The organism is Ruegeria sp. CDSB013, from assembly GCF_059611165.1.
On the sequence record NZ_JBXWPA010000016.1, the window covers coordinates 1 to 19,510 of the forward strand.

Annotated in this window: 16 protein-coding genes and 1 tRNA gene; 6 read left to right on the forward strand and 11 right to left on the reverse strand. The window is 57.6% G+C overall.

All coding sequences use genetic code 11. From position 1 onward, the window contains the following. A partial coding sequence (locus AC2FJF_RS21365) for a hypothetical protein (RefSeq protein ID WP_496727096.1) occupies positions 1 to 193 on the forward strand: 193 nt, incomplete at its 5' end. Positions 194 to 313: 120 nt separating this feature from the next. Here AC2FJF_RS21365 and AC2FJF_RS21370 read toward each other — a convergent pair. The 4 genes from AC2FJF_RS21370 to recA form a co-directional block, all read right to left on the reverse strand. Beyond that, entirely contained in the window at positions 314 to 937 is a 624-nt protein-coding gene (locus tag AC2FJF_RS21370) for a transglutaminase-like cysteine peptidase (protein ID WP_496727097.1), read from the reverse strand. Positions 938 to 1,303: 366 nt separating this feature from the next. After that, on the reverse strand, positions 1,304 to 1,591 hold the full coding sequence (locus AC2FJF_RS21375; protein ID WP_472723800.1) for a DUF1330 domain-containing protein: 288 nt from the start codon (positions 1,589 to 1,591) through the stop codon (positions 1,304 to 1,306). Between the two features lies 1 nt (position 1,592). Continuing rightward, positions 1,593 to 4,262: an alanine--tRNA ligase gene (alaS, locus tag AC2FJF_RS21380; protein WP_496727098.1), complete on the reverse strand. Its 2,670-nt coding sequence runs from the start codon at positions 4,260 to 4,262 to the stop codon at positions 1,593 to 1,595. Between the two features lie 246 nt (positions 4,263 to 4,508). Beyond that, positions 4,509 to 5,576, reverse strand: a complete 1,068-nt coding sequence (gene recA / locus AC2FJF_RS21385) for a recombinase RecA (RefSeq protein ID WP_170557243.1) — start codon at positions 5,574 to 5,576, stop codon at positions 4,509 to 4,511. A gap of 192 nt (positions 5,577 to 5,768) precedes the next feature. Here recA and AC2FJF_RS21390 point away from each other — a divergent pair, with 192 nt between their 5' ends. Beyond that, positions 5,769 to 6,362 (forward strand): sulfotransferase family 2 domain-containing protein, encoded by a 594-nt coding sequence (locus tag AC2FJF_RS21390; RefSeq protein ID WP_496727099.1) that lies wholly within the window; start codon positions 5,769 to 5,771, stop codon positions 6,360 to 6,362. Here the strand turns inward: AC2FJF_RS21390 and AC2FJF_RS21395 are convergent, their stop codons facing one another. The 3 genes from AC2FJF_RS21395 to guaB form a co-directional block, all read right to left on the reverse strand. After that, entirely contained in the window at positions 6,363 to 8,657 is a 2,295-nt protein-coding gene (locus AC2FJF_RS21395) for an ATP-binding protein (protein WP_496727100.1), read from the reverse strand. 104 nt (positions 8,658 to 8,761) lie between these two features. Continuing rightward, positions 8,762 to 9,919: an RsmB/NOP family class I SAM-dependent RNA methyltransferase gene (locus tag AC2FJF_RS21400; RefSeq protein ID WP_496727101.1), complete on the reverse strand. Its 1,158-nt coding sequence runs from the start codon at positions 9,917 to 9,919 to the stop codon at positions 8,762 to 8,764. Between the two features lie 83 nt (positions 9,920 to 10,002). Continuing rightward, positions 10,003 to 11,451, reverse strand: coding sequence for an IMP dehydrogenase (gene guaB / locus AC2FJF_RS21405; protein WP_496727102.1), 1,449 nt, complete (start codon positions 11,449 to 11,451; stop codon positions 10,003 to 10,005). A gap of 217 nt (positions 11,452 to 11,668) precedes the next feature. Between guaB and AC2FJF_RS21410 the strand changes: the two genes are divergently transcribed. Together AC2FJF_RS21410 and AC2FJF_RS21415 are read left to right on the forward strand one after the other, a co-directional pair. Next, entirely contained in the window at positions 11,669 to 13,711 is a 2,043-nt protein-coding gene (locus tag AC2FJF_RS21410; RefSeq protein WP_496727103.1) for an ASKHA domain-containing protein, read from the forward strand. A 25-nt stretch (positions 13,712 to 13,736) separates the two neighbouring features. Then, positions 13,737 to 14,594: a class I SAM-dependent methyltransferase gene (locus AC2FJF_RS21415; protein WP_496727104.1), complete on the forward strand. Its 858-nt coding sequence runs from the start codon at positions 13,737 to 13,739 to the stop codon at positions 14,592 to 14,594. 66 nt (positions 14,595 to 14,660) lie between these two features. Here AC2FJF_RS21415 and AC2FJF_RS21420 read toward each other — a convergent pair. The 4 genes from AC2FJF_RS21420 to AC2FJF_RS21435 form a co-directional block, all read right to left on the reverse strand. Further along, positions 14,661 to 14,734, reverse strand: a tRNA-Gly gene (locus AC2FJF_RS21420). A 386-nt stretch (positions 14,735 to 15,120) separates the two neighbouring features. Beyond that, complete coding sequence (locus tag AC2FJF_RS21425) at positions 15,121 to 16,182, reverse strand: methyltetrahydrofolate cobalamin methyltransferase (protein ID WP_058277989.1); 1,062 nt, start codon at positions 16,180 to 16,182, stop codon at positions 15,121 to 15,123. Positions 16,183 to 16,191: 9 nt separating this feature from the next. Continuing rightward, positions 16,192 to 17,118: a methylenetetrahydrofolate reductase gene (locus AC2FJF_RS21430; protein WP_496727105.1), complete on the reverse strand. Its 927-nt coding sequence runs from the start codon at positions 17,116 to 17,118 to the stop codon at positions 16,192 to 16,194. Positions 17,119 to 17,144: 26 nt separating this feature from the next. Continuing rightward, positions 17,145 to 17,441 carry a virulence factor gene (locus tag AC2FJF_RS21435; protein ID WP_058271696.1) on the reverse strand — a complete coding sequence of 99 codons (297 nt, stop codon included), beginning with the start codon at positions 17,439 to 17,441 and terminating at the stop codon, positions 17,145 to 17,147. A 240-nt stretch (positions 17,442 to 17,681) separates the two neighbouring features. On the opposite strand from AC2FJF_RS21435, the gene AC2FJF_RS21440 reads away from it, so the two are divergent. Continuing rightward, complete coding sequence (locus AC2FJF_RS21440) at positions 17,682 to 18,794, forward strand: Ppx/GppA phosphatase family protein (protein ID WP_108858582.1); 1,113 nt, start codon at positions 17,682 to 17,684, stop codon at positions 18,792 to 18,794. Continuing rightward, entirely contained in the window at positions 18,794 to 19,510 is a 717-nt protein-coding gene (locus AC2FJF_RS21445; protein ID WP_058271698.1) for an RlmE family RNA methyltransferase, read from the forward strand. Before AC2FJF_RS21440 ends, AC2FJF_RS21445 begins: the two co-directional genes overlap by 1 nt.

Sequence of the window (19,510 nt, forward strand, 5' to 3'; positions counted from 1 at the left end):
GACGGAAGCGGTGGCGGTGCCGGTGGTGGCGGCGCCGATGGCAGCGGTGGCGGCGACGGCGGCGGTGGCAGCGACGGCAGCGGCGGTGGAGCCGGTGGCGGTGGCAGCGACGGAAGCGGCGGCGGTGCCGGTGGCGGCGGCGCCGATGGCAGCGGCGGCACCCTCTGACGCGATCAACCGCAAAGCAGCCTGAAATTTTTGGCGACGCCTTGAAAAACGCCGAAAACGTCTCGACGTTCGGCCTGACAAACAAAGGGGCGACTATCGTGTCGCCCCTTTTGCCATGCATAGCCTGATAGATCAGTCGATATTTTTAACTTCTTCCGTACACACCAACCCAATGGCTGGGTTTCGCCGGATCCTGCATCCGAAGGAACAAATACCGCGTGGCCGACCAGGGTTTGATCCGGTTGGTCAAATTGTCCAGCACCAAATCGCCCTGAGCGGAGCGATAGACAAGAACTGCATGTGCATTTCGGCGCGTATCCAACACTGTCGCAATCAGCAATTTGTTTGGATCAACGCCTGCCCTGATCAGATCTCTTTTCTTCAAAAGAGCAAAATCCTCGCAATCCCCGCCGCGCGTTGTCGGCAAAGCCCACCGCTCGGTGGTGCGATATTGCGTCTGATCCGTAACCGCGCGCGTCGTTGCGTTGACCTGACGGTTGATCCGCTCAATGATCTGCATTTCCTGTTGGGACGTCATGCGTACTGACGTCTTGCTTGAGCACGCCCAAGCGTACTGTCGGCACAACTGCTGCGCACCGGAAGGCGGAGGGGACGCCGCAAGAGTACGGATGAAGTTGCCCTCGCTCGCATCCGCCTGAGACGCGAAAACCGCGGCCCCGTAAACCAAAGCAGCAATCCCCACTGCCCGACCTGAAAATGTCTTCAACCGCCCGAGAGCGGCCTTGAGTCCGATATCTTCCGATTTCATGCCCGTACCTCGATCTATGTCTACGCAACGATTGACGACAAGCAGGACCGTATTCGATTAGAAAAACCTAATGGTAAACGGTAGCGCTTGTACAATCTTTGGCGAAAGTGAAGGGGAAAAAAGGCGGAAATTCGTCACTCAATATGACCATTTCGCGCAGGAATTGAGAAAAAAGCGCCACAATCTAGGCGGGAAGATACCTAATAACTCTCATTCCAATAAAATAAGATACTGGAATCACGAAGATTCCGATTGGGTGGAAAACTGCCACAATACGGTTCACTTCACTTGTGAACAGTTCGGCTGAATTTCGCCCATGAATGGATCTGATTGGCAGGAAACCCGCCGATCAGACTTGGCTTATTCTTATTCGGTAATTTCTACAACCACCAGTTCACGCTCACTTGCGCCGCGCGCGTGGTCCAGGGCCTGCTGGTACTCCGGTGAATTATAGCACTCGACCGCGGCCTCGACGGACGGAAACTTGGCGACCACATTGCGCGGACGCTCTTTGCCTTCCAGTTGGACATAACGTGCAGCGCGGGCAATAAACGCCCCGCCGTGCTTGGCAATCGCAGGCCCTGCGAGTTCTGCGTATTTCGCATATGCGTCCGCATCCGTCACGGTGACGTGAGCAATCCAGAGTGCTGCCATCTTATCCTCCCAAAACCTGTTCTGCGGCCTTGATCGCCGCATCTGCGTTCGACGCGTCCTTGCCACCGCCCTGCGCCATGTCGGGGCGTCCACCGCCGCCCTTGCCGCCCAGTTCTGAGACGGCCGCACGAACCAGATCGACTGCCGAAACCTTGTCGGTCAGATCGGCCGTCACACCGGCCGCAACAGCAGCCTTACCGCCCGCATCCGCGATCAGCAGAACGGCGCCGGACCCCAGACGGCTTTTGTGCTCATCAATCAACGCCGGCAAGTCCTTGCCCGATACGCCGTTCAGCGCCTGCGCAAGGAAGGCGACCCCGTTCACCTCACGCGCTTCGCCGCCACTCTGCCCGGCCCCGCCGGCCATGGCCAGATCGCGGCGCAGCTGCGCCACTTCGTTTTGCAGCGATTTGCGTTCGTCCAACAGTGCTTTGACACGGCCGACAACGTCATCTGGCTGCGCCTTGAGTTCCGATGCGATCTGACCCAGACGCTGATCCTGCTGGGACAGATGCCGCAGCGCCTCGTCACCGGTCAGAGCCTCGATCCGGCGTACGCCCGCGCTGCTGGCGCTGTCGCCCAGAACCACAAAAGTACCGATGTCACCAGTCTGACGTACATGGGTGCCGCCGCACAGTTCAATCGACCAGGTCTCGCCATCCTGACCTTTACCGGTCGGAGCTTTGCCCATGGACACGACACGGACTTCGTCGCCGTATTTCTCGCCAAACAGCGCCTGTGCACCCAGTTCGCGCGCATCATCAGGGGTCATGATCCGCGTTTCGACAGTCGAGTTCTGACGGATGAAGTCATTTACATCGCGTTCGACCTTTTGGATCTCTTCCGCGCTCAGCGCCTTGGAATGGCTGAAGTCAAACCTCAACCGGTCAGCCGCGTTCAGCGAGCCGCGCTGTGCAACATGATCGCCCAACGTTTCACGCAACGCCTCGTGGAGCAGGTGCGTGGCCGAGTGGTTTGCGCGAATTGCCGTGCGCCGCGCATGGTCGACCTCAAGCTCGACCGCGTCACCTTTGGACAAAGCGCCCTGATCAACGGTCACTTTGTGGGCATAGATTTTGCCATCAGCGAATTTTCTGGTGTCTTCGACCCGCGCCATGTCATCGCGTTCTTCCAAACGCCGGATTTCACCAGTATCACCGATCTGACCGCCAGCTTCGCCATAGAACGGTGTCTGGTTGACAATCACCCAGCCGGATCCCCCTTTTTCAATTGTGTCGACCAACGCACCGTCAACCACCAAAGCGGCAATCTGCCCTTCGGCCTTTTCCGTGTCATAGCCCAGAAAATCCGTAGCTCCGGCAGTATCCAGCACATCAAACCACACTGCCTGATCTGCAGCTTCACCCGAACCAGCCCATGCAGCACGCGCCTTGGCTTTTTGTTCGGCCATGGCAGCGTCGAACCCGTCCGTGTCCACGGAACGACCCTTTTCGCGCAGGGCGTCCTGCGTCAGGTCCAGCGGAAACCCATACGTGTCGTACAATTTGAATGCCGCATCACCCGGAAGTGCCGCGCCCTCGGGCAAGCCTGCAACTTCATCATCCAGGAGTTTCAGACCACGATCGAGGGTTTGCTTGAACCGCGTTTCTTCCAACAGGAGCGTCTCTTCGATCAACGGCTGCGCCTGTCCCAACTCGGTGTATTGCGCGCCCATCAGCTGCACCAGACTTGGCACCAGCTGATACATAACCGGATCTTTCGCCCCCAGAAGATGCGCATGACGCATTGCGCGACGCATGATCCGGCGCAGCACATAGCCACGCCCGTCATTGGAAGGCATCACGCCATCCGCGATCAGGAAGGATGTCGCGCGCAGGTGGTCCGCAATTACCCGGTGGTGCACATTCTGGTCGCCATAGGGATCAACCCCGGTGGCATGAGCAGACGCTTCGATCAATGTCTTGAACAGGTCGGTGTCATAGTTGTCATGGCTGCCCTGCAGCAGCGCGCCGATCCGTTCCAGCCCCATGCCGGTGTCGATCGACTGCATGTCGAGTTCGACCATCGAGCCGTCTTCGAACTGCTCGTTCTGCATGAAAACGATGTTCCAGATTTCGATGAACCGATCGCCGTCTTCGTCGGGCGATCCCGGAGGCCCACCCCAGATGTGATCGCCATGGTCGTAGAAAATTTCCGTACACGGTCCACACGGACCAGTCGGACCCATCTGCCAGAAATTGTCGCTGGTGGCGATGCGGATAATCCGGTCTTCGGGCACGCCGACCTTTTTCCAGATTTCAAACGCCTCGTCATCCGTGTGATACACCGTTGCCAGCAGGCGGTTCTTGTCGATACCGAATTCCTTGGTGATCAACTCCCACGCAAAAGGGATCGCCTCGTGTTTGAAGTAGTTGCCGAACGAAAAATTGCCCAGCATTTCAAAGAAAGTGTGGTGACGTGCAGTATAGCCAACGTTATCGAGGTCATTGTGCTTACCGCCGGCGCGCACGCATTTCTGCGCCGTCGTGGCGCGCTGATAATCTCGGGTTTCAACGCCGGTGAATAGGTTCTTGAACTGCACCATGCCCGAGTTCACGAACATCAAAGTCGGGTCATTGCGCGGAACCAGCGGGCTGGACGCGACAATTTCATGCCCCTGTTTGGCAAAATAATTCAGAAAGGTTGAGCGGATTTCGTTTAGCGTGGGCATATGGCTCTCTCGGCGCGCAATCTCAGTGTTCTGAATTGGTTTATCCCCGTCCCCAAAGATAGTCCACAAAGATAAATCGGCCTTCTTTTTGTAGGGCTAGAAAACCTGTCAACAAGATCCGTACACACCAATAATACAAGATAACCGTATGCAGAACGAGTTAAGGCGGCCACGCGGACCGCCTTGTTTGGAGTATTCTCAATTTTTGCAAAACCGAGGGATTTCTGCAGCCCCCGACTGCTTCCCTTATGCCTCGAGGATGTCGTCTTCCTCGGCAGAACCGGGCGGCATGTCGAACTCAAGACCATGCGCGGCGCGAATCTTGTCTTCGATATCCAGCGCAATGCGGCTGTTGTCGCGCAGGTATTGTTTGGCATTCTCACGCCCCTGCCCGATCCGTTCGTCACCATAGCTGAACCACGAGCCCGATTTTTCAACCACGCCAGCCTTGACGCCCAGATCCAGCAACTCACCCATCTTGCTGATGCCTTCGCCATACATGATGTCGAATTCCACCTGCTTGAAGGGCGGCGCCACCTTGTTCTTGACCACTTTGACGCGCGTCTGGTTGCCGACAACTTCGTCGCGGTCCTTGATCGCGCCAATGCGGCGAATATCCAAGCGAACCGAGCTGTAGAATTTCAGCGCGTTCCCACCGGTCGTGGTTTCGGGGCTGCCAAACATTACGCCGATCTTCATCCGGATTTGGTTAATAAAGATCACCATGCAGTTTGAGCGGTTAATGGAACCGGTCAGCTTTCGCATTGCTTGGCTCATCAATCGGGCCTGAACGCCGACGCTGCTGTCACCCATATCGCCTTCCAACTCGGACTTAGGCGTCAATGCCGCAACCGAGTCGACCACAACCATGTTCACCGCGCCCGAACGAACAAGCGTGTCGGTGATCTCTAGCGCCTGTTCACCTGTGTCAGGCTGCGAGATCAGAAGCTCATCCAGATCAACACCCAGTTTGCGGGCATATTGAGGATCCAGCGCGTGTTCGGCATCCACGAATGCACACACCCCGCCGCGTTTTTGCTGTTCCGCTATGCAATGCAGTGTCAGCGTGGTCTTACCCGAGCTTTCCGGGCCATAAATCTCGACGATCCTGCCCATCGGCAGACCACCGATTCCCAGCGCGATATCCAAACCCAGTGATCCGGTCGAGCTTGCGTCGATGTCTTGCTTGGAATCCTCACCAAGCTTCATGATCGACCCTTTGCCGAACTGCCGTTCGATTTGCGCCAGCGCGCTATCAAGCGCCTTTTGCTTGTCTGCGTTTTTCTTGTCGCTCATTGTCAGAAGATCCGCCATTGTCCTGTCGCCTTCTCTTTTGTCACACCCATGATCGGGCGGCAATCACTGCTTTGTTCGCCTCTTGTTCCTTATGGGACCAAAAAGAGAACATTTCAACTAAAACTTACAATACTTACTGTTCGGCAATTGTGTTAAAGAGTCGTTTACGCCAATCTGCGACTACAAAATCAAGCTGCGAAGGGCGAATAAATGCTTGTTTTCTATAAAGAACGCCTTGCGTTTCTGGCAGTTCCAAAAACAGGCAGCACGGCCTATCACACCGCCCTAAGCGCGCGGGCCGACTTTGTCGTCACCGGCCCGCCCGAATTGAAACATGCGCCTGTTCGCCGTTATGATAGGTTTTTTCAGAACATTTTTCGCAAAATGTATGACACCGAAATGGAAATCATGGCCGTCGTGCGCGAACCTATCGACTGGCTCGGCAGTTGGTACAAATACCGCAGCCGGGACGACCGCATCGGGCATCCGCATTCAACCCGCGACCTGAACTTTGATGATTTTGTGCAAGGTTACATGCAAAACCCCCGCCCGGAATTCGCAGATGTCGGCAGTCAAAGCCAGTTTTTCCGCACCCGTAACAACGGTTTCGGTGCAACGCATGTTTTTAAATACGAAAATCAAGACAAGATCCTGAACTTTCTGCAGGACCGGTTGAACATGGAAATCACCCTGCAGCGCGAGAATGTCTCACCAAAGCGCGACCTATTCTTGTCGCCGCAAACGGAAAAGAAGTTCCGCAAACACCACGCCGCCGAATTTTCCTGCCACGAAACGGCGCTTTAGTCAGTTTAGTTGGTTAAACACAGCCTGGGTCAACTGCGTCAGAGAGAACGGCTTGGGCAAAAAGGTGGAATTCGCAACCTCGGGGCCTGAATCACCAAAGGCGCCTTCGGTATAGCCAGACATAAAGATCACCCGCACGTTCGGTCGGGTCTCCATCGCTTTGCGCACCCAGGTTGGCCCGTCCATGCCGGGCATGACCACGTCTGTCACGAAAGCATCCACATGCACCGACCCATCCTCCAGCAGGTGCAGCGCCTCTTCGGCGGATCCGGCTTCGAGCACGGTGTAGCCCTTCAATCGCAATGCACGTGTGGCAAAGGCCCGAACCGGGGCCTCATCCTCGACCAGAAGAACCACGCCTTCACCCTGCCGGGACGTTGGGTTTTCCGGAAGGCTGGCGATGTCCTGATCAATTTTCTGCGGTGCGGTTGAAACCGGCAGATACACGGTAAATTCGGTTCCCTTGCCCTGAATGCTATCGACAAAGATGAACCCTCCGGTCTGCTTGACGATGCCGTAGACCGTCGACAATCCAAGACCGGTCCCCTCACCGGTGCGCTTGGTCGTATAGAATGGCTCAAACACTTTTTGCAGCTTGTCTGCGGGAATGCCTGTGCCGCTGTCGATCACTTTCACGGTGACGTATTCGCCGGGTTGAACCGTTGCACGATCCCGCCGGAACGGTTCGGTCAGAGAAATAACCTCAGTCTCGATGCGCACCTCGCCACCTTCGGGCATCGCGTCCCGTGCGTTCACAACCAGGTTCATAAACACCTGTTCGAGCTGCCTTTTGTCTGCGCGCACAGGCTTCAGGACGGGATCATGGCTTAACGTCAGGCGAACCTTTTCGCCCACCAAGCGGTTCAAAAGATGGATCAGGTCGGAAATTGTGTCGCGCAGGTCCAGAACCTCGGGCTGCAAAGTCTGCTTTCGCGAGAATGCAAGAAGTTGACTGACCAACGCCGCGGCCCGGTTGGCGTTCTGGTTGATCTGAACCAGGTCACCATAGTTCGGATCATTCTGATCATGCCGCAGCAGCAATAGATCGCAATGCCCCGAAATCGCAGTCAGAAGGTTGTTAAAATCATGAGCCACGCCGCCCGCCAATTGCCCGACAGCCTGCATCTTTTGCCCCTGCACAAACTGAGCTTCCAGTGTCTTCAACTCGGTCGCATCATTCAGGACGGCGATCAGACAAGTCTGTCCCTTGCACGTCACTCGGTTCAGTGTGACTTGCACGAAAACTTCTTTGTCCTGACGTGACAGGCGAAGAAATTCCGACCGGGGAACGGCATTCTCTTCGGTCTCGGTGCGGGTCAACCAATCCAGGATGGGATAGCCGAGCCCGTGCATGATTTCGGCCACGTTCGACTTGCCCCGCTGGATCTCTCCGATCAGCTTGATCGCCATCCGGTTCGCATCCAAAATTTCGCCTTCGGGGGACAAACACATAACCGGCACGGGCAGTTCAGCGAACGGGGCATCGCCCCCGGATGGACCCGCAGTTTTCATCGGCAACAAAAGCAGATCACGCACAGTGCCCGAGCGGGACAGCTCGGACACGGTCACAGGCACCCGCCCGTCCGAAGTTTCAACCAGCGAGATTTCACCCGGTTGCGGGATGTCATTGGGAAATATCTTACCCATAACGTCGGGCCTGTTACCGATCATGGCCTCTGCCATTCCGTTCACGCGCAGAATTGCCCCGTTGCGACCCTCTGTCAGCACTGGAACAGGGGCGTCATCCCATTGCCCGCCTTCAATTAGATGAAACCGCCAGCAGAACACATCCTGCCCCACGCTGAAAACCGAGATCGGGATTGTCGAGCCAACGGTCACGATATCTTCGCGGGCGCGTTCGTGGATTTCTGCGATGGATTGCAGGCGCAGCAGGATCGCTGCGGGGTTAGCGAATTTGGATTTCAGGCAATGCTGCAATCGCGCACCCGGAAAAGCATTTATCTGCGCCCTTGCCCGCGTGTTCGCGCTCAGAATATCGCCATTTGCGTTGGCGATCACCGTCGGACACAAGTCCTGTTCGGTGAAGACGGCCATCACTTCTGCCGAATTGCGTGCCGTCCGTTCGGCCGTGAACCCCCGAAAAACAACAAGAAGACCGGCGGATAACAGCGAGACGCCAGCAACAACAAGCCCCGTATTCCAGGCGGTCGGTAACACGTCTGTCAACGGTGTTACGCTCAGCAATGTGCCCAGAACAACGAGCGGTACAAGGCGCGAGAAGGCCGGCGTTTTTCGCGAGGTCGGTTCAGAAAAGATCTCTGCAGTGTCGGACATTAACAACTCAGGTCAAAAGGCTTTGTCACACTCAGCCCGAATTTGGTTAACGCCCCCTTAAGGATAGCGAAAACATCTACCTAGGGTTGTTATGCAATGACACACTATCGCGTCAAGTGCGACGTAAAGAACCCGTCTGCACCGTGTGTCACAAGCCACGACTTTCGCAGCGTTTCGGTCCAGTCGGGATTCAGTTTCAGAAATCCGTCGACAATGTCGCCGTTTTCATCATCCAACATGGAACAGGTCGCATAGGCCAGAATTCCACCCGGTCCAACCAGTTGAGCGGCAGTATTCAAGATGTCGGACTGTAATGCATTCAGCGCGTTCAACCCTTCTTCGGACAGAACCCATTTGCCTGCTGGGGCACGCCGCCACGAGCCGCTGCCCGAGCATGGCGCATCCGTCAGGACAATATCAAACGGAGCCTGACGGGCCACATCTTCCGGCTGCAGGCAGGTAACACGCACACCAGCCCGTTTTGCCCGCGTCGGCAGATCGCGCATGCGCCCTGCGTTCACATCATGCGCAAAGACCTCGACACCCGAATGGGCCGCCAGAGCAAGAGACTTGCCGCCACCGCCGGCGCAATAATCCAGAACACGCAGACCTGGCTGCAGATTGAGAACTGCGACCACGGCTTGGCTGGCTGCGTCCTGCAATTCGACCAGACCTTCGGAATAAGCGCGGCTTTGGGCAATTTTCCGGGCCCCTTCAGTGACCTCTAGGGCGGTTTCACACGCCGGATGTTCTTGCGCGGTGATCCCATCAACGGTCAAAGCAGCAATAGCACCAGCACGATCGGTTTTGGCAAGATTAGCACGCAAATGAACAGGTGCACGGGTTTGCAATGCCTGTGCCGCAGCCTCTGCCTGTTCCCCGAGCGACGTTTGAAAATGCGGCCAGAGCCATTCGGGGATGTCGCACCGCTCGGCATCCGAGCTGAACGCGCGCGGCGCGTCGGCGGCGGCTAACGGCTGTGGCGTATATCGTTCGCCCGTAAACAGCGTCTCTGGATCACCGCTGTTTGACCGGATCGAACCGATCATCAACCCGCGCCCGGTTTCTGCCCCGCCCAAGGCTGAGAAGGACCGTTTGCAACGCAACGCTTCGAACACGTGATCACGCACGGCGGCCCGGTCTTTCGAGCCCGCAAACCGGCTGCGGCGCGCCCATCCTGTCAAAGACTTTTCGACAGGTGCACCCGCAAGGATATCATCAAGGATTTCTATCGAAGCCTGAACGCGCGCTGCTGGGGTCATAAGATGTTTCCGATTTCTCTGCTAAGCCCAAAAAACGCAAAACGGCGCCCGCGTTGGGGCGCCGTGCTGCAAACTCTGTTGCGTCACATTACCCGGTAGTTCGGGCTCTCACGCGTGATCTGAACGTCATGCACATGGCTTTCTTTCAGGCCAGCGCCGGTGATTTTGACGAAGTTACAGTTCTTACGCATTTCTTCGACTGTCGCGCAGCCGGTATAGCCCATCGCAGCACGCAGGCCGCCAACCAGTTGGTGCACCACAGCACTGGCCGAGCCTTTGTAGGGCACTTGCCCTTCGATCCCTTCGGGCACCAGCTTGTCGCTGGCTGCGTCTTTCTGGAAATAGCGATCGGCCGAGCCGCGCGCCATCGCGCCCAGGCTGCCCATACCGCGATATGATTTGAACGAGCGGCCCTGATACAGGATTACCTCGCCGGGGCTTTCATCGGTGCCTGCGATCATCGAACCGACCATCGCGCAGGACGCGCCCGCTGCAATGGCCTTGGCAAAATCGCCCGAGAACTTGATACCGCCATCGGCGATCACCGGAACTTCACCGGCGGCAGAGGCGCAGTCCATGATCGCCGTCAGCTGAGGCACGCCCACACCCGCAACCATCCGCGTGGTACAGATTGACCCTGGCCCGATGCCCACTTTGATCGCATCTGCGCCTGCGTCGATAAGCGCTTTAGTGGCGTCACCTGTTGCCACATTTCCCGCAATGATCTGAACCTCATTCGACAGGGATTTCACCCGCTTCACCGCGTCTAAAACCCCTTGCGAATGCCCATGAGCAGTGTCGACCACGATGATATCAACGCCCGAATCCACCAGTTGCTCGGACCGTTCGAAGCCAGCATCGCCAACGGATGTCGCCGCAGCGACCCGCAGGCGACCCAACCGGTCCTTACAGGCGGTCGGGTTCAGCACAGCTTGTTCGGTATCTTTCAGGGTCAGTAGGCCTGTCAGCTTACCCTCACCATCGACCACCAGCAGTTTTTCGATCCGGCGCGCTTTCATCAGGCTCTTGGCCTCTTCCAGATCTGCGGGCTCTTGCAGCATCGCCAGATTGTCCGATGTCATCATCACGTGAACCGGCGTCTCATCAGACGTTGCAAACCGCATGTCGCGGTTGGTCAAGATACCCACAACGCGCCCGCTTTCATCGACGACCGGAAAGCCTGTAAAGTTATAGCGCTGCACAAGCGCCTTTGCGTCCGCCAACGTTTGGTTCACACTCAGCGTGACCGGGTTGTACACGATGCCCGACTCAAACCGCTTCACGCGCCGTATCTCTCGGGCTTGTTCTTCGACCGTCAGGTTTTTGTGAACAACGCCGATACCGCCTGCCTGTGCCATTGCGATGGCCATGCGCGCCTCGGTCACCGTGTCCATCGCTGAGCTGAGCAGCGGGATGTTCATCGTAATTTCACGCGTCACGCGCGTGGTCGTATCCGCCGTCGCCGGCAGCACCGACGAGGACGCCGGAACCAAAAGAACATCGTCAAAGGTAAGTGCCTCACGAATCTGCATCTGTTAACCCCATGCAAAAGCCCGTTTGGCGGTGACCCTATTACATGGATTTAACCTAAGGAAAAGCCCCTGACCTAAACTAGTTTGTCGTTGCGGGCAGATGCCGCAGCAAAAAACGACGCTAGACGTACAAAACGTGCCGCTGATTGGCCTTTCCCTTTGCGCACAAACCCATATCTTGCGCGACATACGCGCGAATACAAAAGGCAGGCAAACCATGACCACCGATCCCCTTGTTGTCTTTACCCCGTCGGGCAAACGCGGGCATTTCCCCGTGGGTACCCCGGTTCTGACCGCTGCACGGCAGTTGGGTGTGGATCTGGATTCGGTCTGCGGCGGCCGCGGGATTTGTTCGAAATGTCAGATCACACCCAGCTATGGCGAGTTTCCTAAACACGGCGTAACCGTATCCGAGGACGCGCTGAGCGAATGGAACGCGGTCGAACAGCGTTACGATGACAAACGCGGCTTGAAATCGGGCCGTCGTCTGGGCTGTCAGGCGACAGTTCAGGGCGACATCGTGATCGATGTTCCACCCGAAAGCCAGGTCCACCGTCAGGTTGTTCGCAAGGCCGCCACCGCGCGGGCCATTACGATGGACCCGGCAACCCGGCTGTATTTCGTGGTGGTAGAAGAGCCCGACATGCACTCGCCAACAGGCGATCTGGAACGGCTGGAACGCGCGCTGCGCGAGCAGTGGAACATTGACGCCATCACCGCCGATCTTTCGCTGATGTCCAAGCTGCAGCCCGTCCTGCGCAAGGGCAAATGGGAGGTCACTGTCGCCCTCCACAAAGGCCACAAGGATGAAGCGGCGCGCGTGGTCGAAATCTGGCCCGGATTGCATGAACATGGGCTTTATGGTCTGGCCATCGACCTTGGCTCGACCACAATCGCAGCTCACCTGACCGATATGGAGACCGGCGAGGTCAAAGCGTCCTCGGGCCTGATGAATCCGCAGATCCGCTTTGGCGAAGACCTTATGAGCCGCGTTTCATACTCGATGATGAACCCCGGCGGTGATCAGGAGATGACCAAAGCCGTGCGTGAGGCGATCAACGATTTGACCACCTCAATTTCTGAGGAAGCCGGGATTAGTTCCGAGCTGATCGTGGAAACCGTTTTCGTCTGTAACCCGGTGATGCACCATCTGCTGTTGGGTCTGGACCCGGTTGAGTTGGGTCAGGCCCCCTTTGCCTTGGCAACCTCGGAAAGCATGTCCCTGCCTGCGCGTGAGATGGACCTGACAAATATGAACCCGCGCGCGCAGGTCTACATCTTGCCGTGCATTGCGGGCCACGTCGGCGCCGACTGCGCCGCGGTGGCACTGTCGGAGGAACCGGGAAAGTCCGAAGACCTTGTGCTTATCGTGGACGTGGGCACCAACGCTGAAATCCTGCTGGGCAATACCAGCCGAGTCTTGGCGTGTTCCTCACCTACCGGCCCGGCATTCGAAGGCGCGCAGATCAGTTCCGGCCAGCGTGCCGCGCCCGGGGCGATTGAGCGCATCGAAATCGACCCTGTCACCAAGGAACCGCGCTTTCGCGTGATCGGGTCCGAAAAATGGTCCGACGAGGAAGGCTTTGATCAGGACATTGCCACAAGCGGCATTACCGGCATCTGTGGCTCGGGCATTATCGAAGCGGTCGCCGAAATGCGCGTCGCCGGATTGCTGGACGAAAGCGGCTTGATCGGGTCTGCAGACCAGACCGGCACGCCTCGTTGTGTACCCGAAGGTCGCACCCACGCCTATCTGATCCACGACGCCAGCGCCGAGGGCGGTCCGCGCATCACGGTCACGCAGGGCGATATCCGCGCCATCCAACTGGCCAAATCCGCGCTCTATGCCGGTGCGCGCCTGTTGATGGATGAAATGAACGTCGACACGGTGGATCGCGTTGTGCTGGCCGGGGCGTTCGGCGCGCATATTTCGACCAAGCACGCGATGGTTCTGGGTATGATCCCCGATGCGCCCTTGAACAAAGTCTCAAGTGCAGGCAACGCGGCTGGCACCGGCGCGCGGATTGCCTTGTGCAACATTGGTGCCCGGTCCGAGATTGAGCGTGTCGTACGCGAGATCACCAAGGTCGAAACGGCCATCGAGCCGAAATTTCAGGACCATTTCGTCGCCGCAAATGCCATCCCGCACAAGACGGATCCGTTCCCGGAATTGGCGCAGGTGGTCACTCTGCCCTCGCCCTCCTTCAATGCCGGTGGCGGAGAAGAAGGCTCTGGTCGCAGACGGCGCAGGCGGTCATAGTCACCCCTGACACGAGGGAGACGACATGCAGATCGCAAACGAGGAACAGGCTGAGTACTGGGGAAAATCTTCGTCCGGAGCCAAATGGCTGACCTATGAGGACCAGTTGGATCAGCTGATGGCCCCGGTCCTTGATCTGGTGCTGGAACGTGCCGGGTTAAAACCCGGCCTGCGTGTTCTGGATATCGGCTGTGGTACGGGTGCAAGCGCGATCGCCGCCGCAAATGCCGTGGGGCTAGAAGGCCACGTTCTGGCTGCAGATGTCTCGCAGCCATTTCTGGACCGCGCATCGGCACGGGCATCCGATGCCGGATCGCAAAACATCACCTTCCAGTTCGCCGACGCCCAGACCTACGCCTTTGAAGCAGCGGACCGAGACGCCATGATCTCGCGATTTGGGGTCATGTTTTTTGAGGATACGGTTGCCGCCTTTGCCAACATGACCCGCGCGCTAAAGCCCGGCGGCACGATGACCTTTGCCGCCTGGGGACCATTGCCCGGCAACCCATGGTTCCGAGTACCTCATATAGCGGCCACGGAACGGCTGGGCACGCCGCCCAAGGTCGACCGGAATGCACCGGGCCCCTTGGCGTTTCATGATCGTGAGCGTGTTACCGGGTTGCTGGAAAAGGCAGGTCTAAGCAATATTCGCGCCGATTCTGTTAACCTGATGTTGGACTTTCAAGGCTCTTTGCTGGATTGCGCCGCCTTGTGTACCCGTGTTGGCCCCGCCGCCCGTGTTATTACCCATTTCGACGGTAAACCCGAAGACGTGACTGCGATCCAACACGCCGTCGCCGAAGCGTTTCACCCCTTTGCCAAAAATGGTGCGGTGCACATCCCGGCTGATATCAACCTATTTCAGGCGCGTCGCCCGGAGTAAATGACCACCGACGCAACCACGCCCAAAGCGCTGATTTCTAAGCTTTTCCGATGACAAACTGAGTTCTGGAGCGGGTAGCGGGAATCGAACCCGCGCGTTCAGCTTGGGAAGCTGACAGGCTACCATTACATCATACCCGCCGCGTTTTTCACCGATATCACCAGAGGCTTATCGACTTCAAGAACCCATCATCGGAAAAGCGGCACCGCCTTTTTCCGTCCAAACCCACTACAGCCTTCGAACAGGACAACGCACCTGGTTCCGTGAATCAGAAATACCTTCTGCCTCAACGCCAGTTGCACTTGCAGATCGACCAGCCCCTCGAAATATTCATTTTTCCCAAACGCTTGCTTAAGTCAGCGTCTGCCTGTGTTGGACGACGATGTTCGCCCATCTTCGTACGTGACGACTTTCGCGTTATCGCCACTAATCTAGCGATCTTGTCAGGTTCCGGCGGCGATCAGCATCAATACGAAAAAAGGCCGGACACTTGGTCCGGCCTTTGTTCACTTGAACAGCGATGGTGTCAGGCGCGACGACGACGCCCGCCACCGCGACGGCCACCGACAGCGCCCGCTGCGCCGGCCTCTTCCGGGGATTTGTTGAACCGGATCCACTCACCACCATGCGGGTCATTATTGGTCAGCAGGTTGGCGGCACGGATGGCTTCCATTTCCTTTCCGGCACGCGGTTTGGTCGAACCCAGACCGAACAGCTGACAGAAGGTTTCGTCATCCATGTCCGCAGGCAGAATGATCCCCTTGGCTTCGACCTCGGCCTTTTTCTCGGCCAGCTTTTTGGGACCCACAGGCAGCGCCACCGGGTTCATGATTGCCGACGTCATGCCTGCGCCCATTGCCATCGGCAGGAACGCATTGTTGATGCCGTGGCGGTTTGGCAGACCAAAGGACACGTTCGAAGCACCACAAGTGGTGTTAACGCCCAGTTCTTCGCGCAGGCGACGGACTAGCGCAAAGACCTGCTGACCAGCGGTTGCCATCGCGCCGATGGGCATCACCAGCGGGTCAACTACGATGTCATGCGCCGGGATGCCGAAATCGGCGGCCCGCTCAACAATCTTCTTAGCCACTTCGAAGCGCACATCGGGATCTTCGGAAATACCGGTGTCATCGTTCGAGATCGCAACAACCGGCACGTTGTATTTTTTGACCAGCGGCAGAACCAGTTCCAGACGATCTTCTTCGCCGGTGACCGAGTTCAGCAACGGGCGGCCCTCGGCAGCTTCAAGACCAGCTTCCAGTGCGCCGGGAACGGACGAGTCGACACATAGCGGCACGTCAACCAGACCCTGCACCAGCTCTACGATCTTGCGCATCAATGGCGGTTCGGTCTCGTTCGGGTTGGGGTTCGAGTTATAGACAACGCCCGCATTAATATCCAGAACGGTTGCACCGGCCGCAACCTGCGCCAGCGCGTCTTTCTCGACAGTCGAGAAATCGCCGGCTTCCAACTCGGCCGCCAGTTTCTTACGGCCCGTCGGATTGATCCGCTCACCGATCACGCAGAACGGTTCGTCAAAGCCCAGAACGGCAGTTTTTGTTTTTGATTCTACGACTGTACGCGTCATGTCCGTTCCTTAGGAGTTTACAGGCTTTGCCGAAGCGCCGCCGTTATTGATGGCCCAGTTGGCGTTGGTCTTGATGCCGCCAAGCGGGAAGAAGTGTACATTGGTGATGTTGAAATCCGGGTTGGCCGCTTTGTGATTGGCCAGCTCGGTAATCACATCGGTCGGCTCGTAGGGCAGCAGCAGCTTGGACACATCCATCGCACGCTTTTGCAGGACCTTCAGCGACGGGCCAACGCCGCAGGCGATGGCGAACTTGATAAGCGTCTGCAGCTTGGCCGGACCTGCGATACCAATATGGATCGGAATATCAATACCAGCTTCTTTCAGACCGTCGGCCCATTCGATGATCGGTTTGGCTTCAAACGCAAACTGTGTTGCCAGCGCCATTTCGGCATCCGTGGTCTCGCTGAATTTCTGCTTCCAGCGCAGCGCGTCGTCGACATTCTTGGTCGAGCCGTCGGGGTCGATGTCCTTGTTGCCCTCAGGGTGACCTGCGACGTGCAGGCGTTTGAAACCCGCCTTGTCGAACAAACCACTTTCCAGCAACTGCATCGAGCTGTCGAAATCGCCGTGCGGGTTGGTAACACCACCGGCCAGCAGCAATGCCTGATCAACGCCCGCCTCGCCTTGATACATGGAAATCCAGCTTTCCAGCGTGGCGGCGTCCTTGATGATCCGCGCAGGGAAGTGCGGCATCACCGGATAACCTTCGTCAGCGATCCGCTTGGCGGTCTTGACCATATCCTCGATCGGCGTGCCTTCGATATGGGCAATGTACACACGCGTGCCTTCGGGCAGCAACGCGCGGAAATCTTCGACCTTTTCGGCGGTGCGCGGCATCACCTCAATCGAATAGCCTTGCAAAAAGGCTTCGACGGTCGGGTTTACAGGGCCGTTTTCGACCGCATCACGTTTCTTGAAGTTCAGCAAAGCCATTGCGGCCTCCCATAGATGTCTCGGGCTCATGCCCAACCGTCATTGGCGATCAGGGCTTTGATGCGGTCCTGATCGTATTCCGTTTCCAAACGCGTGGCTTCGGCCTCGGCAATCTCGGACGGGTCGCCGTCGACTGCAAAGGGGGCCGCCTTGCGCCATTCGGCCAGATAGGCATCGCTGTCCTTGGCGTTCACCTTCATGGCCGCGCGGTCGATGGCTTGTTCGAACCGTTCCTCTAATTGCCGCTTTGCGCCACGACGGCCTTTGCCGACGATGACTTGGGCGGGAATATCGCGCCAGTAAACAATGGTGACGTCAGGCATTGCGTTTGATTCCTCCTAACCAGATGGACCGGTTCTAAACGTCTATGTGGGGGCAAGTCGGTCGATTTTCGACACACGGCGCATTTCCAGCGACGTTTTTGCCCACGATGGATACCGGGGTTGTAACGAAGACTGAACCAAACGCGCATATCAAAATTCTCATCACTTTAATGAGCGTCTTGCACGACGCAATCGCCCGACCTATGGTCGGGGTAACTCGAAAATCGGAGGGCGTTTAATATGGCGCCCAAGCGTCCCAAAGGTGCGGGCGCGTTCCCGAAGGCGGTCGAAAGCCCCGCGCCGGCAAGACCCGATCCAGATGCGTTATATGCGGCGCTGGATTTGGGAACCAATAGTTGCCGCATGTTGATAGCCCAGCCCAAGGGCAGCGGCTTCCATGTGGTCGACAGCTTTTCCAAATCCGTGCAATTGGGCGCGGGTTTGGAACGGACCGGACGGTTGTCTCGGTCCTCCATGGCGCGCACCATTCAGGCGCTGCGCATCTGTCAGCAAAAGCTGAAACGCAACAAGGTCAGGCGCATGCGTCTGGTCGCGACCGAGGCGTGTCGGCGTGCCAAAAACTCACGCGAATTTATCCGACAGGTCAAACGCGAAACCGGACTGACGCTCGAGATCATCCAGCCCGAGGAAGAGGCACGCTTGGCCGTGATCTCTTGTGCACCGCTGGTATCCACCAAGACCGAGCAATTGCTGGTCGTGGATATCGGCGGTGGGTCGACCGAACTGGTGTGGATCGACATCTCATCCGTACCGCGCCGGGACCGTCCCGCCGCAATCATGCGGCTGCACCATGGGTTTCACACGACTGATAGCCCCTTCCCTGCGGCAAAAGTCGTCGACTGGATCAGCGTACCCCTGGGTGTTGCAACCTTGCGCGACCAGTTTAACGACGTCGAAGATGACTCGGCTCGCTTTGCTCTGATGAGTTGGTTTTTCGAAGAAAACCTCGCCGATTTCGCGCCTTACAAGGACGAGCAAGCCCGCCTTGGGTTCCAGATCGTCGGTACCAGTGGCACGGTTACAACCGTTGCGGCCTCTCACCTTGGGCTCAAGCGCTATGACCGGACCAAGGTCGATGGTTTGCGCATGACAAGCGATCAGATTGACAAAGTCATACGAGGGTATCTAGAACTCGGCCCTCAGGGTCGCCGACGTGATCCCCGGATTGGGGATGACCGGCAGGCGCTGATCATGTCCGGCTCGGCCATTTTGCAGGCGCTGTTAAGATGCTGGCCCACCGACCGCCTTTCCGTGGCGGACCGGGGGCTGCGCGAAGGCCTGCTTTATGCGCAGATGAGCGCGGACGGCGTACTGGAAGACGGACCGTTCTGATGGCGAAGACACCAAGTGGCAAAAACAACTCGGGGCGCGGGCAGCGTGACCTGAAGGTCAAGGTAAAGACTGCACGCGGGCGTAAGCTCAGCTCGACCCGTTGGCTCGAGCGGCAGCTGAACGACCCCTATGTGAAACGTGCGCAGGTCGAAGGGTACCGTGGGCGCGCAGCGTTTAAGATATTGGAGCTGGACGAAAAGTACCGGTTCCTCGTGCCGGGTGCACGTGTCGTCGACCTGGGCTGTGCGCCGGGTGGATGGTTGCAAGTCGCGGTCAAACGAGTGAACGCGCTGGGCGAACGTTCCGGCAAGCGGATCGGCACAGTTCTGGGTGTCGACCTGCAAGAGGTCGAACCGGTCGCAGGTGCCGAGGCACATGTGCTGGACTTCATGGAAGACGATGCCGACGACAAAGTCAAAGAGTGGCTGGGCGGCAAGGCTGACGTGGTGATGTCCGACATGGCCGCGTCGTCATCTGGGCACAAACAAACCGACCACATGCGCATCATGGCTCTGTGCGAAACGGCGGCCTATTTCGCCTTTGACGTACTGGAAGAAGGCGGCACGTTTGTTGCCAAGGTTCTGGCCGGTGGCGCCGAAGGCGATCTGCAAAAGCTGCTGAAGCAGAAATTCGACAAAGTTGCGAATGTGAAACCACCCGCGTCGCGTTCGGACAGTTCCGAGAAGTTCGTTGTCGCAACCGGGTTCCGGGGCTAG